Source organism: Cupriavidus sp. UBA2010, from assembly GCF_002335265.1.
In the GTDB taxonomy this organism is placed as follows: Bacteria; Pseudomonadota; Gammaproteobacteria; order Burkholderiales; family Burkholderiaceae; genus Cupriavidus; species Cupriavidus metallidurans.
In genome coordinates this window covers 96,575-114,553 of sequence record NZ_DDCI01000032.1, presented here as the reverse complement: position 1 = coordinate 114,553, position 17,979 = coordinate 96,575, and the positions used below count along the sequence as shown (strand labels likewise).

19 protein-coding genes are annotated in these 17,979 nt (G+C 60.7%); 7 read left to right on the top strand and 12 right to left on the bottom strand.

Going from position 1 to position 17,979, the window contains the following annotated elements:
* The first annotated feature begins 22 nt into the window (after positions 1-22).
* Both B2246_RS23010 and B2246_RS23005 read left to right on the top strand, forming a co-directional pair.
* The gene (locus B2246_RS23010) at positions 23-1,180 is read left to right on the top strand and encodes an acyl-CoA dehydrogenase family protein (protein ID WP_035880788.1); all 1,158 of its coding nucleotides are present in this window, start codon (positions 23-25) and stop codon (positions 1,178-1,180) included.
* Between the two features lie 12 nt (positions 1,181-1,192).
* A complete protein-coding gene (locus tag B2246_RS23005) occupies positions 1,193-2,191 on the top strand; it encodes an acyl-CoA dehydrogenase family protein (protein WP_035880785.1) in 999 nt (332 codons plus the stop codon).
* A 408-nt stretch (positions 2,192-2,599) separates the two neighbouring features.
* Here the strand turns inward: B2246_RS23005 and B2246_RS23000 are convergent, their stop codons facing one another.
* On the bottom strand, positions 2,600-2,785 hold the full coding sequence (locus B2246_RS23000) for a hypothetical protein (RefSeq protein ID WP_286881190.1): 186 nt from the start codon (positions 2,783-2,785) through the stop codon (positions 2,600-2,602).
* 3 nt (positions 2,786-2,788) lie between these two features.
* On the opposite strand from B2246_RS23000, the gene B2246_RS22995 reads away from it, so the two are divergent.
* The gene (locus B2246_RS22995; protein WP_008641192.1) at positions 2,789-3,205 is read left to right on the top strand and encodes a RidA family protein; all 417 of its coding nucleotides are present in this window, start codon (positions 2,789-2,791) and stop codon (positions 3,203-3,205) included.
* A gap of 83 nt (positions 3,206-3,288) precedes the next feature.
* Here the strand turns inward: B2246_RS22995 and B2246_RS22990 are convergent, their stop codons facing one another.
* The 7 genes from B2246_RS22990 to B2246_RS22960 all read right to left on the bottom strand — a co-directional run bounded on the left by B2246_RS22990 (position 3,289) and on the right by B2246_RS22960 (position 8,596).
* Positions 3,289-3,540, bottom strand: a complete 252-nt coding sequence (locus B2246_RS22990) for a DUF1488 domain-containing protein (RefSeq protein WP_008641190.1) — start codon at positions 3,538-3,540, stop codon at positions 3,289-3,291.
* Between the two features lie 69 nt (positions 3,541-3,609).
* On the bottom strand, positions 3,610-3,927 hold the full coding sequence (locus B2246_RS22985; protein ID WP_008641189.1) for a hypothetical protein: 318 nt from the start codon (positions 3,925-3,927) through the stop codon (positions 3,610-3,612).
* Between the two features lie 335 nt (positions 3,928-4,262).
* Positions 4,263-4,565, bottom strand: coding sequence for a hypothetical protein (locus B2246_RS22980; protein ID WP_035880780.1), 303 nt, complete (start codon positions 4,563-4,565; stop codon positions 4,263-4,265).
* Between the two features lie 589 nt (positions 4,566-5,154).
* The gene (locus tag B2246_RS22975; protein ID WP_080709612.1) at positions 5,155-5,457 is read right to left on the bottom strand and encodes a YkgJ family cysteine cluster protein; all 303 of its coding nucleotides are present in this window, start codon (positions 5,455-5,457) and stop codon (positions 5,155-5,157) included.
* Positions 5,433-7,058 carry a hypothetical protein gene (locus B2246_RS22970; RefSeq protein WP_286881193.1) on the bottom strand — a complete coding sequence of 542 codons (1,626 nt, stop codon included), beginning with the start codon at positions 7,056-7,058 and terminating at the stop codon, positions 5,433-5,435. The genes B2246_RS22975 and B2246_RS22970 overlap by 25 nt, the downstream gene beginning before the upstream one ends.
* A 58-nt stretch (positions 7,059-7,116) precedes the next feature.
* Complete coding sequence (locus B2246_RS22965; protein WP_286881195.1) at positions 7,117-8,223, bottom strand: chemotaxis protein; 1,107 nt, start codon at positions 8,221-8,223, stop codon at positions 7,117-7,119.
* A 19-nt stretch (positions 8,224-8,242) separates the two neighbouring features.
* Positions 8,243-8,596 carry an SHOCT domain-containing protein gene (locus B2246_RS22960; protein ID WP_234706908.1) on the bottom strand — a complete coding sequence of 118 codons (354 nt, stop codon included), beginning with the start codon at positions 8,594-8,596 and terminating at the stop codon, positions 8,243-8,245.
* Positions 8,597-8,920: 324 nt separating this feature from the next.
* Here B2246_RS22960 and B2246_RS22955 point away from each other — a divergent pair, with 324 nt between their 5' ends.
* The 4 genes from B2246_RS22955 (at position 8,921) to B2246_RS22940 (ending at position 12,005) form a co-directional block, all read left to right on the top strand.
* Positions 8,921-10,000 (top strand): helix-turn-helix transcriptional regulator, encoded by a 1,080-nt coding sequence (locus tag B2246_RS22955; RefSeq protein WP_008641180.1) that lies wholly within the window; start codon positions 8,921-8,923, stop codon positions 9,998-10,000.
* 38 nt (positions 10,001-10,038) lie between these two features.
* Complete coding sequence (locus tag B2246_RS22950) at positions 10,039-10,245, top strand: hypothetical protein (protein ID WP_286881196.1); 207 nt, start codon at positions 10,039-10,041, stop codon at positions 10,243-10,245.
* A gap of 44 nt (positions 10,246-10,289) precedes the next feature.
* Positions 10,290-10,619: a hypothetical protein gene (locus B2246_RS22945; protein WP_234706903.1), complete on the top strand. Its 330-nt coding sequence runs from the start codon at positions 10,290-10,292 to the stop codon at positions 10,617-10,619.
* Between the two features lie 711 nt (positions 10,620-11,330).
* A complete protein-coding gene (locus B2246_RS22940) occupies positions 11,331-12,005 on the top strand; it encodes a GGDEF domain-containing protein (protein WP_234706902.1) in 675 nt (224 codons plus the stop codon).
* 313 nt (positions 12,006-12,318) lie between these two features.
* Here B2246_RS22940 and flgL read toward each other — a convergent pair whose 3' ends face one another.
* From flgL to B2246_RS22920, 4 genes are all read right to left on the bottom strand, one after another.
* Positions 12,319-13,557 (bottom strand): flagellar hook-associated protein FlgL, encoded by a 1,239-nt coding sequence (flgL, locus tag B2246_RS22935; RefSeq protein WP_008641172.1) that lies wholly within the window; start codon positions 13,555-13,557, stop codon positions 12,319-12,321.
* 51 nt (positions 13,558-13,608) lie between these two features.
* A complete protein-coding gene (gene flgK, locus B2246_RS22930) occupies positions 13,609-15,504 on the bottom strand; it encodes a flagellar hook-associated protein FlgK (protein WP_008641171.1) in 1,896 nt (631 codons plus the stop codon).
* Between the two features lie 265 nt (positions 15,505-15,769).
* Positions 15,770-16,792 carry a flagellar assembly peptidoglycan hydrolase FlgJ gene (gene flgJ / locus B2246_RS22925; protein WP_008641169.1) on the bottom strand — a complete coding sequence of 341 codons (1,023 nt, stop codon included), beginning with the start codon at positions 16,790-16,792 and terminating at the stop codon, positions 15,770-15,772.
* The gene (locus B2246_RS22920; protein ID WP_008641168.1) at positions 16,792-17,976 is read right to left on the bottom strand and encodes a flagellar basal body P-ring protein FlgI; all 1,185 of its coding nucleotides are present in this window, start codon (positions 17,974-17,976) and stop codon (positions 16,792-16,794) included. Before B2246_RS22920 ends, flgJ begins: the two co-directional genes overlap by 1 nt.
* Positions 17,977-17,979 lie beyond the last annotated feature (3 nt).

Below are 17,979 nucleotides of genomic sequence, written 5' to 3'. Positions count from 1 at the left end.
CGTCACGGCAAAGGAGTCTCCGTTGAACCAACTATTGCAAACATTTCGTCTCGCGCAACTTCCGCCGGAAGCAGAATCCTTTCGTGCCGAAGTCAAGCGGTTCCTTGCCGAACACCTCCCGCAAGTGCCGGCCGATCGGCGCGCCCGCTCGTGGATGGGCTTCGACGCCGATTTCAGCCGCCGCCTGGCCGCGCGCGGCTGGGTGGGACTGACATTGCCACCAGCCTGCGGCGGCGCCGGCCTCGATGCCTTCCGCCGCTTTGTGCTGGTGGAAGAACTGCTGAGTGCCGGGGCTCCGGTGGCCGCGCACTGGATCGCAGACCGCCAGAGCGGCCCACTCATCCTGCGCTATGGCAACGAGGCACAGAAGCTGGCATACCTGCCGCGCATCTGCCGTGGCGAGGCGTTCTTCTGCATCGGCATGAGCGAACCGAACGCCGGCTCCGACCTTGCCAGCGTGCGCAGTCGCGCCGTGCGGACCGAGACAGGCTGGCGCATGAACGGCCGGAAGATCTGGACCACCAACGCCCACCACTGCCAGTACATGATCGCGCTGGTACGTACCTCCGGCGCACCCGAAGACAAGCAGAAAGGGCTCTCGCAATTCATCGTCGACCTGTCGCTGCCGGGTGTGAGCATCCGCCCGATCCACGACCTGACCGGCGACGCGCATTTCGCCGAAGTCGTCTTCGACGACGTCGTGCTGGCCGACGATGCGTTGGTTGGCCAGGAGGGCAGTGGCTGGGAGCAGGTCAACGCCGAACTCGCTTTCGAGCGCAGTGGGCCAGAGCGCATCTACTCCAGCATGGTGCTGCTCGACCTGTGGGCAACGCATCTGCGCCGTCACGGCGCCACGCGCGAACAATCCGCGGCACTGGGCCGCTTCGTATCGCACATTGCCACGCTGCGCAGCATGTCTGTGGCGGTGACCGCGAAACTGGCCCGGCACGAGAGCCCGGTAGTGGAAGCCGCACTGGTCAAGGATCTCGGCACGGAGCTCGAACAGGCGATTCCGGCCTACGTCGAGAGCGCGATGTCCGCCGACCCCGATTCGCCGCCCGATCCCGTGCTGTACCGGACCGTGGCCTATCTCAGCCAGATTTCCCCAACCTTCTCGCTGCGTGGCGGCACGCGCGAGATCCTGCGCGGGATGATTGCCCGCAGCTTGGGCTTGCGCTAAGGAGCACCTGATATGTTCGTGGAAGCCATCGACGCCATCCTGCAAGACCAATTCACACCTGAGACCGTTCGCGCCATCGAGTTCGGTGGCAACGCCGCGCCCGCGTGGCAGGCGCTCGCCGCAGCCGGTTTCCTGGAACTGCTGGCCCCGGAAGCAGCGGGCGGCGCGGCACTGGAGCTGCCCGACCTGTTCCCCATCCTCACGACGATCGGCCGCCACGCGGTGCCGGTGCCGCTGGCGCAGAGCATCGTGGCCCGGGCCCTGCTCGCGCGCGCCGGGGCGACAGTGCCCACGGGCATGGTGACGCTGGCCCAGTCGTGCCGGCTCGACAACGATGGTTCGCTGGTCTGTGCCTATACCCCCTTCGGCACCATTGCCGATTACGTCATCGCGGGCAGCGCCGATGGCCTCCTGCTGCTCGATTGCGCCAGCGCGCAACGTGAGGCTTCGGGTGTTCGCGGCAGCCAGTGCGCGATGTTGCGCTGGCCCGCCGCCCAACCGGTCACGCCGCTACCCGGCGTCGACGCGGCGGACGTGCAGACGTGGGGAGCCGCCCTGCACGCCGCGCTCATCGCTGGCGCCGCGGCACGCGTCGGGGAAATGACACTCCAGTACTGCCAGGATCGCTCCCAGTTCGGGCGCGCCATTGGCAAATATCAGGCGGTCCAGCATCAACTCGCCGTCATGACCGAGCACATAGCCGCCGTCACGGTGGCGGCCGAGATCGCCTTCGCCACCACGGGGACCCAACCTTTGCGACTGGCCGCGGCTGTCGCAAAGTCTCGTAGCAGCGAAGCGGTGCAACTAATTGCCGCGACGGCCCATGCGCTGCACGGCGCGATCGGCGTGACGGAGGAGTTTGATCTGCAGTTGCTGACGCGACGGCTTCACGAATGGCGAACCACACACGGGTCGGAGGCTTGCTGGGCTGCCGTGATCGGCGATGCATCGCTGGCGGACCAGATTGCGATCGTGGACTTTGCCAGAGGGGTGGCTGGGAACACCTGCTGATCCGCGGGACGGACGGCCACCTGACGCCCTATCCCTCGTTCGCCAACGACGCACATCAGCAGCGCGCGGCGAGGGATGAAATTTATATCTGGGTATAAATACAGGGCAATCGTGGCACCCCCCACAACTTCTGGATGCAAAGTCCGCGGTACCGGGTCGCCGTCAGCGCCGTATGCGCCTGAGACCGGCCGAGCAGGCTCGATGGCGATCGCTTCAGTCCCATCTAGCGGCAGCCAGGCGCCGCATTCGGCTCATTTCAATGCGATCACATATCAACAGGCGCAGCTTGTAGCGCGCTAACATTCGACGCTGACGGCACAAGCCTGCCCTCAAGCCCGAGGTATTTGATTCAACGGCATCCCCATCATCGAGTGCGAGGTCCGGCAGGAGTTAGGCGTAACAAGCCCATCACCGGGTCTTGATAACGCCAGCGATCACGCTGCCGCATCGCATCGAGCGGCGCAGTGAGGACGGCTTTGGCGAAGGCGATTTCAAGGCGATTTCAAGGCGCTGTTCGAATTCCTGGAGCAGGATCAGGATCAGGATCAGGTTCGGCGCGGCCCGCCCATCGGTTCCCACATCTTCAAGGTACACACCATGCAATCCAAGACGACAATCACCCTTGCGGATCCGCACCCCGTTCTCGGCAGCACCCAGGTTTTCAAGACTTTCAATTACGCGCCGGCTGTTGCGGCAGGCGGCCTGCTATTCATCGCTGGCCAGATCGGCATTCGCGCAGACGGGACCGTGCCTGTGGATGTGGAGGAGCAGATCGATCTCGCATTCCAGAGGCTGGGCGCGATTCTGCAGGCGGCTGGCCTTGGATTTGAGGATCTGGTTGAGCTGGTCAGCTATCACGTCGATATCGACAAGCAACTCACGGCGTTCCGTGAGATCAAGGACCGATACATCAAAGCGGATGCACCGGCCTGGACGATACTGGGTGTGGCCGCATTGGCCAGGCCGACGCTGTTCATCGAGATCAAGGCTGTGGCTGCGACGCGCGCCGTGTGATCAGTCAACCGTGGAGGGCCGGAGATTCAACCAGTCGACTGCACACTCCGTGGAGGCGACGAATGGCGCCACCCTCCCTTCCATCAGTGCAGCGTGTAGAGAGTCTGTCGCCCCTTGGCATAGAGGTCCATGGCGATCTGCAGGATCTCATCGCGATGCCGGTCGAAGGAGTCCAGCATCCTTGCTTCACCGGAACCGAGCGCGGGGTCGAAACTCATCAGTACGCGATCCTCCACCAGGAAGGTAATCTCGCCTGTGTTGTCATAACCCCAGAACCACACGCCACGCTTGGCCTCATCATAGGTGCGGCTTGGATTGGGAAAGGTAAGTGTCATGTGTCGTCCTGTGTCCAACGCCTTTGATTGACCGCGTTGCGCGCACACTACCACCGCGATGCGCCCCAACTAATGCGTATCGCGTTTCATGCTCTCGGCTTCCATCGCGGCATGCAATTCCTCATATGCCTCGACTGGCTCCATGTCCTGATCGACGAACGCGGCTGCGCGCTCTGCTGCAGCCAATGCGTCGCGCGGGATATCGGTCTGGCTGTCGTCCTCGGTACTTGGCGGCAGCAGCATGTCCTCAAGCATCCCTCGCAACTCCGGCGTATTCCATGGCTTGCCCAGCCTGCTCTTCCTGTTCAGGTAGTGACGGATCTCCGAGTCTTGCTCGGCGGTGAGCGGCAGCCCCCGGAAAGTGGGGTCAGTGTTGTGATGGATCATGATGCGCCTCCCGAAGCGGTATGCGCCCGCAATATAGAGATTTCGACTCCCCGCGGTGTACGTTACAAGTTACGCGTGATCACTGTGCCGCGTGTCCGCGGCACACCGATTTACGTCTTCCTCTTGGCGACACCTTCGTTTCCAACGCGCGAATGCGTCGTGCCAAATGGGGTTCCCGGCACGGCTGGCTTCTTGGGCTGCTTGGGCTTTTTTGCTTCGCGAGTGCTGCGTAGTTGACTCTTAGCCATGGTATTGCTCCTGATTACCTTGCTTGCCAAGGTGCGGCAGTACCAGCATACGCGCTTGGAGACGCCAGCAGGATGATTCTCTCGACGCTAGAGCGAAACAACGGATTCGCCCGCGACCAGTCCGTTGATGATGTCCTCGCCAAACTGCACCGCTCCCCTGCGCGCGGTACCGATGTTCTCCCAAAGCGTATTCTCAAGCCGGAAAACGCGGGTATGTTCGCTACCGGGGCGATATCCCGTCCGGCAGATGACGATCGATGCATTGAACCTGCCGTCCGGCTTGACTCGCGGCCAAGTCTGAACAGGCTGGTTCTTGTAGACCAGAGGATAGAGGTCGAAGCCCTTGTAGAAGGCGAAGGGTGGGGCGTTACTGATACTGGCAATGCTCACGACTGCTCCATGCGGCGTAGCGCCGCTGTTGCCCAGTTACGTCATGGGCTGTGTTGAGAATGCCTGTTGACGACAACAACGCTCAGAGTGAAACAAGGGATTGGCCGAGAATTGCGCCGTTGATGATGTCCTCGGCATAGCGAAGCACAACGTGCTCGCCTCCGGCGATGTCCGCCTTCGCGACAGATCACCACAGCGGCATTAACAATCGGTCTGGCCAGTGCCCCCGTCGTGCAGGCTCCGTTGCCGTTACGGCTTCCATTAGCCACTGTACTCTACTGGTGAGGCAAGGAGTGCTTTTATTCCACCAGGGAGAACAACTGCGCGACCGGCGAAGAAGCGAATCAATCGCACCCGCAACCTGAGCTTCCTCCCTCCTTAACGTACCGCACGACAACCGTGGTGAACCGGATGCCGTTCTGCCTTGAAAGCCGCCATTGTGTCTGCACTGGGTCGATTGGCAGTTCAGGGGCGGCGCCGACCTCCTGGCGCCGGCGTAGCGGAACTCGGGTTCGACAGGTGCTTGCCCGCCAGAAGCAGGCGTACGAAACCACCGCACAACGTGTGCGAATCTCGCTCCGAGCAGTAGCTATTGCCTGGCCAGCGATTGGAGCTGGTCGCACGCGTGCAGATTCAAAGCAATGAATTCATCCCAAGTATGCAGGCGCGCATATCGCAATACATACATCCGATCTACCCGGCAAATGTCCGGGCGTTCGCTGTAGATGGAACAGGCTTTGCTCGCTGCGTGGTAGTGCCTGCATGTTCCGTCACCACGATCCAGGAAGAGTGTTTCGTCGGATAGATGAACGTTCTCACAGCAACGCCCGCACTGCGTACAGGGAAATGCGCGCGAAATCGGCGTGTTCACTTCGCCAGGGACGCCAGCCATTTACGTGTGCTCGTCGCGTTGCCCATTTCGTAGGGCAACTCAATGCCCTGCTTGGCGATTTCATCTTTCAGAACGAGACCGCGCTGCATTTCATCGTTGCAAGCGGACAAGTCGCGAGAAAACGCCGCCAACTCCTCCGTGTCCATGTTGAATTCCTGACGCGCCAACTCGGTCAGATAGTCATCCAGCTCGGCATTGATGGCTTGGTACTTCTTCACCGTATCCGCATGCGGCATGATGGATTCGAGACGGGCCCAAGCCCGTTGCGCCACGCTGCTGTGCAGCAAGACATATGTGAACCCAAGCGTTGCCAAGCCGGTTACCAAAGCGCCCACAAACGACGCCAGTTCAGCGCCGAACGGAAAGTTGCACAACGGCAGTAATTGCGCATGGGCGATCGAGCCCACCGTCACGCCCGCGGCCGCTGACAGCATGCCCATGACGGCCTTGCACAAATCAGTAAAACCCAGCTTTTCAGGGTTGAAGAAGACCAGCTTGAACGCCTTGCACAACTGGCCCCAGATCTCCCGAATGATCTTGATCGTTGCCTTCTGTGTGGTGGCAAAGATGTTGAAAACCGTGGTCGTCAGGCTAGATACGATGCCACCAAAAACACCGTCCTTGAAGCTGGTCAGGAAGTCCTTGAAGCGCAATCGAATACGACGCCAGATACCCCGAAAAGTGCTCTGGATGTCTTCGACGAACTTCTCGAAGCTGAACTGTTTTTTAAGGGTGTCCAGAATAGTCGGAACTTGCGTGCGTAGCTCGAACCAGACCTCCGCCATGACCAACCCAAGCATTTGACGAGTGCCCATCTTGAAGCCGGAAAGACCCGCAGCAACGCCAGTTTGCTGCATGAACTTGCTGCCACCGTAATAAGCACGATCGATTGCTCCGTCGTACTTCTTTCGAGCCTGCTGATCTTTCTTTCGCATTGCATCAGCATCGATAGACTTGAGGCCTTCTATCTTCTTCTGTGCCTTTCTGATTTTCTCTTCGAGAACGTCCGCCTTGTGCCGCTGCTCGGGGGTCTCGCGTGGCAGGTTGCTCAATTTCTCCTGCTTTCTGGCCAAGTCTTTCTCATGACCTTCGACGAGCCTGGAAAGATTCTTCAGATAGTCATCGATGGGGGATTGTTTCTTGGACTTGTTAATCGTTTCCAGCGTCGTTTGCAGGTTGCTGCCCTGGTTGGCCAACTCCACGCCGTCGAGCTCTGCCAACACCCGGCCAGCGTCGTCGTGGATTTCCTTGGCGGCAATAATATGGTCGAGATTGCGTTGCTCGTCCATCGCCATGACTTGACCGCGATAGGCATCGTTCAGTTGCCCAGCTTGATGCAGGGCCTTGTCTTTTTTGCCGGTCGCTATGTAATTCTGATGCGTGTGATACGCCGTGCCATCGTAAGCGCCGCGCTGCTCGAAGGCTTGCTGTTCCTTTTCCGTGCCCCAGATGCCCTGACGTACGTTATGGACTGTGTCCACGTCGCCGCCAACCTTGTCCTTGAACAGAAGGAAATCCAGGCCAAACGTGGTGACCAGACTGTTGACCACGGTTTTCTCGAGCTCTTCGGCCCAAGGGTAGTTGGCGACTGCGGTGGACATGTTTTCTTGTGATTGAGATGAGCGAATCGTGTGCCGCGCCAATCGCGGCGCACGCAATTCAGGAACGAGCCGCCTCGATGTTTCCTGCCTGAGACTCGGCCTGGCGCAAGGCCAGATCCAGTTCGGCATCGTTGAGGATCATGGAACCATCGGCATCCTTCTCCATTTCTGGCACACCGTCCTTGTTATGCACGACCTTGCCGTTGATCTTTGCAGGTCTGAAAATTGGAACGATGATGAGGTTCACCAGGATTGCCGCCAGCGCATAACCGTTCTCGATGACCCGGAGAACATCGTCGCCAAGTTTTTCGATCTCGGCGCCTACGTCGACGTTCCTGCCCTTGATGTCATCAACAAAGCGGTTGATGTCCTTGAGCGTGTCGAAATAGTGCTGGAACTGCCCGGAAATCGTGGTCAATTCGACCTTGATCTTACGAGCGTAGACTTCAGTCTTCGCAAGCTGCTCGCTGGCTTTCATCAGCTTTTCAACGGCGCGGCTGACTTCGTCGTTGGCCTTGCGGGCGTTTATAAGGGCTTCCTCGCCGTGACTATCGTAAGCCCAGCCAGCAATGGCGAGCACAGGCGCTGCCACTGCAGCGCCCAGAATGACCGTGCCGCCGGCCATACCCAGGCCGCCCGCCGACAGCGCGCCGCCGCCCAAGGCCGCCAGGGTGGCATTGGTGGCAGCCACACCAGATAGCGCTGAGATGGCAGTGCCGGTGGAAGCCGCACCTAGCGCCATGACGCCGCCATAAACAGCGAATCCCACCGCAGCACCTGCAGCACCCGCCCCAACCGCTGTGCCCAGAACACTGATAGCTGTGATGCTGTAGTTCTCGATCTTTTGCAGCTCATGCTTGGGAATGCTGATGTTCAGCTTGTTATCCCGCCCGGCATTGAGTTGCTGCAGGAGTTTGTCGGCCAAGGTTTTGAATTCGCCAATGCTCTTGCCGATCTCCAACTCTTTCTTGCCCAACAGGTCGAGCGCGACAGTCGTTTTCTCTTCCTGGGTGTCGACCGCAGATTTCCTGCGTTCGTAACGGGCCTGAGCATCCTTGACGATCTCGTCAGCTTCTGAGTGCTTTTGATAGCCGTCATAGCCTTTCTTGGCACCATAAGCAGCGGTGACAAGTGCGGCGGCACCGATGATGAATGGCAGAGGCATGATTTGGAACCTTTCAGGTTTAGGGGATATCACGGAAGTGTCCGCTTCTGCGGACACTTGACATTGAATGCATGGCGGACAGCAGATGGCGCTTCCAGTCTTGAAACTCCTCCTTGGTAAGCGCGCCTTGCTTGTGCAGTTCATAGAGCTCGCGCAGCTCGCCGATATAGCCCTGACACGATGGAGCAGCCTCCTTCGCGTTCACGGACTCGGTGGTCTCCAACGTAACGGGCGCAGGCAATGCCGCCGTTGCCTCATCGTTGCGCCCATTGTTGAGCAACCGCGTAAGCCCACGTTGGATGGTCTGCACGCCCGCTGAAATGCCATACAGCACGCAGACAATCGCAAACAGGCCTAGCAGAAACATGATCATTCGCATCACGCGCAATCCCTTGCCAGAGAAGAAATCGTCCTACTTTCTGTTCTTGATAAGTAGTGATTCGGGCCTCTGGTCGTCAGCCTTGTCCTTGAAGCGAAAGAAAGCACCTTCCTTTCCTTCATCCAGCCGACTTTGGGAATGGTCCCTGTCCAGAGGCATATCGACCCATTGCCCGATACTCGATACCCCTCTTTGGAATGGCGGGATAGCTGGGCTAACGGGGCGTCAAAGATCGAGTTGCCCTGATGCTATTCGTGAATCTGGTCAGATGGTGTCCATATTGCTAGCATTGCATCCACATTCAGCGAACGCCCCGTCATGAAGAGGAACAACACCCACGCGCAGCCACTCAGCGATCTCGCGATCGCTACCCTCGAGCTGATGGCGAGCCGCCCCGACGGATATCCTTCTGGCGAGTTGCAAAGCGCGCTCGAAGGACATGCAGACAGAAGAACGATCCGACGCGCCCTTTCTGAACTAGAGAACGGCGGTCTCGCGAAGCCGGACGGTGCAACGAAGGGACGCGTCTGGAAGGCGTTGTCGCCAACGCCGGGCGGGCGTCGACCGTCTGTCAACGAGGCCATCGCGCTCCTGACACTGCGGGACCTCGCCTACCGTCATCTTCCCGCCAGCGTCGTCGGAGCATTGGAGGCCGACTTCATCGCAGCAGCGCACGTCCTCGAAGAGCATCCCACCGCGTCGAACCTCGCGGCCGCGCGCCTCTGGCTGGACAAGACCGCTCGGCTTCATGCGGGCTATCCACTCGTCGCGCCCGCGATCAAGGATGAGTTATTTCAAATCGTCGGTCACGCGCTCTACAACGATGAGTCGCTTGATATCACCTATCGAACATCGCGCGAGTCCGCACCCAAGCAATATCGCGCCCTCCCCCATGCCTTGATCGAAAAAGGGCCGCTTTGGTATCTGATCGTCAAGAACAAGCGCCGCACGGCCGAGGGTTCGATCTTCTCACTGCGAATGGACCGCATCATCGAGGCCACGCCCGCTGGCATCGATCTGACCCGCGACCGAGCATTCAACCTCGACGCCTATATCCGGAAGGATAAGAGCATGGAGTTTTTCGCAGGCAAGCCGGTCCAGCTTGTTCTCCGAGTCAACGAAATGATTGATGCCAAGCGGATTGAACACGCCTTCCGTTCATTGCGTCTGAGTGATGATCAGACCATTGTCGAAGAGGATGGCGGCTTCCTGCTGGTGGCGACGGTGGTGCCTTCGGTGCCGCTAACCAATCTGCTGTTGGAGAAGAGCACTACCGTGGAAATCGTCGCGCCGCCAGATATGCGTGAAGGCATGATTGCTCATTTAAAGCGCGCGTTGTCGCGCTATGAGCATGGCTCGGCGCCCGTCGAGAATCTGGACACCACCGGCCCACATTAGTCCCTACCATTTGGATCGTTCTCACTACGGAGCATGCAATGCGCCTCGAAACGATCCGCGATCCACGTAGCCTGCTCATGGGCTTCATCGCCACGGAAGAGCATGGGAATGGCGTTGCCCACGACGCCTATATGAAGGTGCTGGGCACATACAGCGTCGAACGAAACTTCACATATGATTCACGGGGTTGCCCGTTCGCCCGCGGCAATAGGTTGCTCGCGTTGGTTCACCGCAGCGCCGACTGAGGCCTTTCACCATGTGGATGCCTTGCCATGATGAGTTCAACCTCATGTGGGCGGACAAGCCCGGTACCGGCCACTATTTTGCGCCGCCGATTCACCCCGACCCTCGCATGTACAAGTACGTTTGGTGGATCTGGACCCGTGCATCGCCGTGGGATGGAACCGCCTTTTTTGCGAACACGCCTGCGCTATCTATGGGCCAGTTTCGTCAGATCGAACGGCAGTTGATTGATGCGAGGGAGCATTTCTTTGTCTATGGCATTCAGCGTCCGCGCCGTGGTAGTGCGCTGGAGCGATCTACCCCTCAATGGGCGCACGCCATATTCGCCCCCGCGTATGACGAAGACGATGACATCGCGTGGCAAGGTCACAAGTAGCGACCGGAACGCGAAGCCATAAGGCACACGGACACCGGGGAAACGAGTAAGGTCGCTGCTTCCCTTCGCATCCCATGTTCATTTGATTCCCTCGAATCCAGGGACTTACGCTGAAGATCGCTGTCTGGCGCGCATCGCGCTACGCGTTCAAAACCTGGCTCGGCGAGTCGGACAGTGCAAGGCGAACAGGGAGCCGTCTGGCACAATATCAAATCGTATGCCCCAACCCACAAGCCAATGCCACAATCGACCGAGGTCTTCACGCTGCCGCGCTGGAAGATAACAAGATGGCTTACGGACACAGACAGAGACGTCCCTACTGACATCAAGCGTGCGCTTATCGGAAGCTTGTTCGGGACGTTGTCCATCTTCGTTGGCGGGGTCATCAACACGCTGTTAGTCGCTGCGTTGATAGCCTGGCATATCCAACGCCCAGCATTCTTTGCATGGTTCGGATTGGAGTGCCTGATTTGCATCGCTCGAATCAGCATCTTGGTTTCGGCGCGGAGACGAGCGCGTACGGCGCGGTCGACCCATACCGACTTGCACCTGGTGTTTAGTCTGGCGTGGGCCTTTAGCGTAGGATTGGGAGCCTACCTGAGCATTACAAGCGGAAACTGGCTCGCTGCCGCCCTGGCATGCCTTTCTTCCGCTGCAATGATTGGTGGCATTTGCTTCCGGAACTTCGGGGCACCCAGGATGAGCGGGCTAATGATTCTACTGGCTCTGGGTCCATGCTGCCTTGGTGCAATCGTCGCACGTGAACCGCTGTTCCTTCTGACACTGATTCAATTGCCCGTCTACGTGGCCAGCATGACGAGTGCATCCTTTCGCATGCATGCAATGCTGGTTGCAACGATGCAGTCGGAGCGCGAGAACGCACACCGCGCGCGCCACGATTCGATGACTGGACTTCTGAATCGAGGCAGCTTGCTGGCTGAAATCAGAGCGGCAATGGAGTGCAATGCCAGTTCCCCACTGCGCTCCGCGCTCCTCTATCTTGACCTGGACGGCTTCAAACGAGTCAACGACGTACATGGCCACGGCTGCGGAGACGAACTGCTCCAGCAAGTGGCAGGCCGAATGCGAGCGACGGTGCCCGAAGGCACTCACGTCTCTCGAATTGGAGGAGATGAGTTTGTCATCTTGCTGCACCACCATGAGAGTGATGACGTGCAAGCGCTCGCGCAACGGCTGCTACGAGACATAGCTGTACCGTATCTGCTGGCCAATGGAGAGAAGGTGGCGATTGGCGTAAGCATCGGCATTACCCATATTTCTCCCAACGGACAAAGCGCCGATGCAGTCCTTAATGTCGCCGACCGCGCACTGTATGTCGCAAAGGCGCGCGGCAAGGGATGCTTCCATTTTTCGGAGGCGGTTTAGTCGGTCTTCGGATGCAGTGCTGCTTGTTGATTGTCCGTACGAATTCGCGGCATTTCCGCTAGCCTCAACCAATTCGATGTACTCAGTCGGGTCGGAGGCTTGCTGGCAACGCGTGGCTCGAGACCCTGTCAACCGACGCGATACAGCCCGTTGCTGTCTGAGACGAGCACTGCGTCTCGTAAAAAAAAGGCTGCAAGCCTTGCTGGACAAGGGTTACAGCCTTTTTTTGGTGTGCTCAACAGCTGTAGCTTGTGCTGTTTGCACTTATGTTTTCTTCATTGCTCCAACCCGCAAATGGCGAACGGAGCCCCGATCACCTCAGGTACTGAAACAGGTTCATCCCCTGGATCTGCATGAACGACTGCTGGGCGCCCTGGAGCGCAGTCTGGCGCTGGTAGTACTCGGTGATGGCCGACGCGTAGTTCAGATCCTGCAGGTCGGACAGCGTGGACTTGCTGTTCAGATCGCGGTTCTGGCCGATCGTGTCCAGCGCGTCGAGTTCCTGCATGCGCGAGCCCACCGACGAGCGGACCGTCAGCACGTTGTCAAGTGAGTTGCCCATCTGGCGGATGCCGGTGGCCAGCACGTTCTGCAGGTTGGCGCTGGCCGCATCCGTGTTCGTGCCGGTGTCGATCGGCTTCTTCAGCGCGCTGATGACGTTCTGCAGGTTCGCGAAGATGTCCGCGCCGGCCTGTTGCGCTGGCACGGCCGTTAGCGAATCGCCAGCGGCCGGCGTGCCCTTGACCGTGAACGATACGCCGCCCACGTTGATGGGCGTGCCATCAGTGTAGGGCTGGACCGTGCCAATCGCCGCTCCCGTAGTGGCGTTCGATACCTGGTACTCCATTGCCCCTGTCGTGCCGTTGGGCTGGAAGGTCAGCTTCAGCGGCGTGCCATAGAGCGGGTTGGTCGGATCCGAAACAGAGATCGGCCCATACGTGGCGGTACCGGCGTTGCCGGCATTGCCATTGAGCACGTAGCCGGCGTTGGTCGTCACGCTCATGAACACTTCGGCGCCTGTATTGCCCGATTCCATCTGGCGCGCGACGTCCACCTGCAGCAGCTGATGGCTGTTGTCGCCCTGGTACACAGCCGCGCCGGCGGCGTTCTTCGCAAACGGTACCGTGTTGGCCTGCAAGCCCGCGAACAGGTAGTTGCCATTGCCGTCGTCGGCGTTGGCCAGACCCATAAGCTGATCGTACTGCCCCTGCAACGCCGTGGCCAGCGACGCGCGGTCTGTGTCGCTCATCGTGCCGTTACCGGCGTTCACCAGCAGCGACTGGATATTCTGGATCGTGGTCGTGACCGACTGGAGCGTATTCTCCTCCAGGCCCAGCGATGCATTGGCCTGCTTGCGGGTCGTGGCGTACTGCCCGTTCACGGACTGGGCCTGGGCGACGCCGAGCGCACGCGTGGCGGCCACGGGGTCATCAGACGGTGTCAGGATGCGGCGGCCAGTGCCAAGTTGCTGTTGCACGTACAGCAGCTTGGACTGCTGGTTGTTCATCGAAGCCAGGCCTTGCTGGTACAGGGTGGAGGTAGCGACGCGCATGGCGTGATTCCTTCGTATCCGTTTGAACTGTCAGTGGAGGACGTGGCCCGGTCAGCCGATGCTGAGGAGCGTGTCGATGATCGTGCTGGCGGTCTGGATGACCTTCGCATTCGCCTGATAAAGCTGCTGGAACTTGAGCAGGTTCACCGTTTCTTCGTCCATGTTCACGCCGGACACCGACTGCTGTGCCGACGTTACCTGTGTGGTGATGCTGTCCTGCGACTCCGAGGCAATGCTTGCCGACTTGGCATCGCTGCCCACCTGGTTGACCAGCGACGCATAGGCGTCGTTGAAGCTGGACGTGCCGTTGATGGTCTTGGCGGTCTGCAGCTTGGCCAGCGCCAGGGCATTGCCGTTGTCCGCCGTCGCGCCGGAGTTGCTCGACAGCGTGAACGTGTCGCCCGCCTTCGGCGTGCCGTCGAAATGGAAGGTCAGACCACTGAAGGTGTAGTCGGTACCGGTACCGTTGGCGGCGGTGCTGGTCGGGGTCACTACGTTGCCCAGGGCATCGGTGAACGTATAGCCAGCGCCTGTGTAGGTGGCCGTGATCTTGCCCGACAGTTGCGTGAACCCCTGCGCCACGCCACTGAGCTGGGCCGTGCCGGATCCGGTGTTCTGCGTGCTGGCGTCGGCGCGTGCCGGCGAAGCGGCGGCCACCTTGGCCGGGTCCGTGATCAGCGTGCCAAAGCCTGCCGCGGCATTGCGTGTCGGCTGGATCAGGAACGAATCGTTGGCGCTCATCGGTCCGTTGAGACTGACGGAAATGCCGTCCGCAGCAATGCCGTTCAACGAGGTTGACGTCGACACGACGGTGTTGTCCGACAGACGCGTCAGCGAGTAGTTCGTGCCGTCGAACTTCAATGAGTAGTCACTGGTAGTCAGGCTGCCGGCGTTGGTGATCGTGGCCGTGGCAACCGCGTTCGACTTATTGTTCGCGTTCGCGTAGGTCGTCGGCTGGCCCAGCGAGAAAAGATCGGTGCCCGTTGCGCCGTTCAGGTCGATACCGAGCTTGTGCTGGTTGTTGAACACCTGGCCAATCGCCAGCGACAGGCGGCCGATGGCGTTCTGCGCCTGGTCGAGCGACTGGCTGCGGAAGCGCAGCAGCCCGCCAATCGAGCCACCGGTCACCGAACCATCTTCCGACTGCACCGTGTTGCCGTTGGGCAGCGTGTAGCCGATCGTGATGCGGCTCGGGTCCGCGGCCGACGGCACCGCGGTCATATCGTACGATTCGGAGCCCATCACCAGCGGCTGGCCGTTACCGACGAAGACGTTATACGTATTGCCATCCTGCACCACGACCTTCGCGCCCACCAGCTTGGTCAGCTCGGACACGGCCTGATCGCGCTGGTCCAGCAGGTCGTTGGGTGGCTGGCCGCCCGATGCGGCGGTCAGTTGCGAGATCTGCTTGTTCAGGCTGGCGATCTGCTTGGTGTAGTCGTTGACCTGACGCACCGACGACGTGAGCTGCGTGTTGATGCCGTCCTGAAGCTGCTTGAAGTAGTCGCTCGACGCCTTGACCTGGCCGGTCAGCGCCTGGGCGGCGGACAACATGCCTTGCCGCGCCGCGGTGTCGCCCGGCGTGTCCGATACCGTCTGCACGGCGGCAAAGAACTTCTGCATCAGCGGGGCCAGACCCGCGTTCTGGTCAGCCAGCAGGTTGTCGATCTGCGAAATCTGGCTCGAGAACGTGGACAGCTCGCTGCTGGCCGATGTGGCCGTGCGAAGCTGGCCGGTCAGGAAGCCGTCGTAGACGCGTTGCACGGTAACAGTGGTGGAGCCCTGGCCGAAGAATCCGGAGCCCGTGAACTGGCCGCCGGCCGACGCGACGATCGTGCTCTGGCGCGTGTAGCCCGGAGTCGCGGCGTTGCTGAAGTTGTGGCCAGTGGTCGTCAGCGCGTTCTGCGCCACGTTCAGGCCCGACAGACCGATATTAAACAGAGACATGTTTGTCTGACTCCGGATCGAATGGCAAGCCGGCGGCACACGGCCGACGGCGGTGGATGTGCTGAATAACGGCCGGAACGTCGCTCAACTTTAGCGCTGCAAATCGTGAAAATGCGGAGTAGTTGTGAGCGCGTACTCTCATGAAGAACTGCTTCCACAAATGCCAATAGCGCGGCTGAAAAGCGCCGCGCCATGCAGGTTCACCGATTGTTCCCTCCCCTCGTCCACAACGCGGCATAGGGGACCCACCCTCTATCGCAATGCTTCAGGTCGAAACCTTCTTCATGATCCGGACGAGCTTCTCGCCGTAGGCCGGATCGGTGGCATAGCCCGCGCGCTGCAAGCCGTGGGCGGCCTCATCGGCGCTGTTTGCCGCCACCACGCCCGCGTAACGGGGGTTGGAGGTCAGCAGCCGCGCATAGTCATTGCAAGCCTCTTCGTATGAGCCATAGGCTCGGAAGCGGGCACGCACCTTCTGCGGCTGGCCATCGACGTATTCGGTGGTCAGCACCTCGGTCGTCGGCCCCTTCCAGTTCGCACCGGCCTTGATGCCGAAGACGTTGAACGACGTCGAGCCATCCGCATTGAGGATCTCGCGGCGTCCCCATCCCGATTCGAGCGCGGCCTGACCAACGATCAGCTTGGCCGGCACGCCCGATGCGCGCGACGCGACCATTGCCGGGCCTGCCATGCGGTTGACGAAGCTGCTGATGTGTTCGGGCGTGTCGTTGGGCAGTTGTCCCAGTTGAGACTGGCCGTTGCCCTGCCAGTCCGACTGATTCTGGTACTGGCGCACGCCGGCGGTCGGGTTCCACGCCGGGCCGGGCAGCGTCGTGCCCACCGGCACTGCCGGACCATCGGCATCGGTCGCACCACGGCCATCGAGCAGGCCGGCCATCTGGGCGTCCTGGATGCTTGCGGCGGTGACCCCGCCGGCCGTTGCCATGTTCGGCGGCAGTTGCTGGCCCGTGGCGCGCGCAAGCTGGCGGATCATGACGTCGGCCAAACCGATACCACGTGTGGAGAGCTGTTGCGACAGCTGCTGGTCCATCATCGACATATAGAGCTTGGTCTGCTCGTTGTCGAAGAGGCCGTCCGACGGCGTCGCATCGCGCATGCTCTTCAGCACCATGTTCGTGAACACGGCTTCGAACTGCCTGGCGGCGGCCTGCAGCGAACTGCTGTTGTTGCCGGCACGCGCCTGGTTCTTGAGCGCCTCGAACCCTTGCGTGTCGAGCGCGAAGCGCTGCGAGATGTCGGACTGTCCGGAGAGCGTCGAGCCCGTCATCAGATGATCTCCAGCTCGGCGCGCAGGGCGCCCGCAGCACGCATGGCTTCCAGGATCGTCTGCAAGTCGGCCGGGGTCGCGCCAAGCGCGTTCAGGCCCTTCACCACTGCCGCCAGCGATGCGCCGGCCTTCACGATCTGGAGTGATCCACCGCCCTGCTTCATGTCGATCTGCGACACCGGCGCCACCACGGTCTGACCCTGGCTGAACGGCCCCGGCTGGCTGATGACCGGCTGCGTATTGATCACGACCGACAGGTTGCCGTGCGCGATCGCGCAGTCTTCCACGGTCACGGCCTGGTTCATCACGATCGAGCCCGTGCGGGCATTCAGGATGACCTTGGCGGCGGCCTTGGCCGGCGTCACGTCGAGGTTCTCGATCCGGGCCATGAATCCCACGCGCGCCGATGACGCCTGCGGCGTGCGCACCTGCACCACGCGGCCATCCATGGCGGTGGCAGTTCCCGCGCCCAGATTGCGGTTGATCGCCTCGACCACGCGCTCGACGGTGCCGAAGTCGGTGTCCTTGAGTTCGAGGTTCATGAAGCCGCCTTCCGGCTGGAAGGAAGGCACGGCGCGCTCTACGATGGCGCCGTTGGCGATGCGGCCCACGGCGAGCTGGTTGATCTGCACCTTGCTGCCGTTGGCCGACGCGCCCGCGCCGCCCACCAGCATGTTGCCCTGCGCCACGGCGTACACCTGCCCGTCGATACCCTTGAGCGGCGTCATCAGCAGCGTACCGCCACGCAGGCTCTTGGCGTTACCCATCGACGACACCACCACGTCGAGCTGACTGCCAGGCTGCGCGAACGCCGGCAGCGCTGCGGTCACCATCACCGCCGCCACGTTCTTGAGCTGCATGTTCTTGCCTGCTGGCAGCGTGATGCCAAGCTGCGACAACATGTTCTGCAAGCTCTGCGTGGTGAACGGCGTCTGCATGGTCTGGTCGCCGGTGTTGTCCAGCCCCACGACCAGGCCATAGCCCACCAGCGGGTTGTCGCGCACGCCCTGGAACGTCGCCAGGTTCTTCAGGCGTTCCGCATGTGCGTGGCCAAAGCCCAGGCCCAGGAAGAGCGCGAGCAGCAGGCCAGCAAGAAAGACCGCGCGACCTGAGCGGGAATGAAGGCCGGGCGGGGTGCCCAAAAGCGAGCCTGGCTTGTGGAAAGGCATCGGAGGCAAAAACATGGC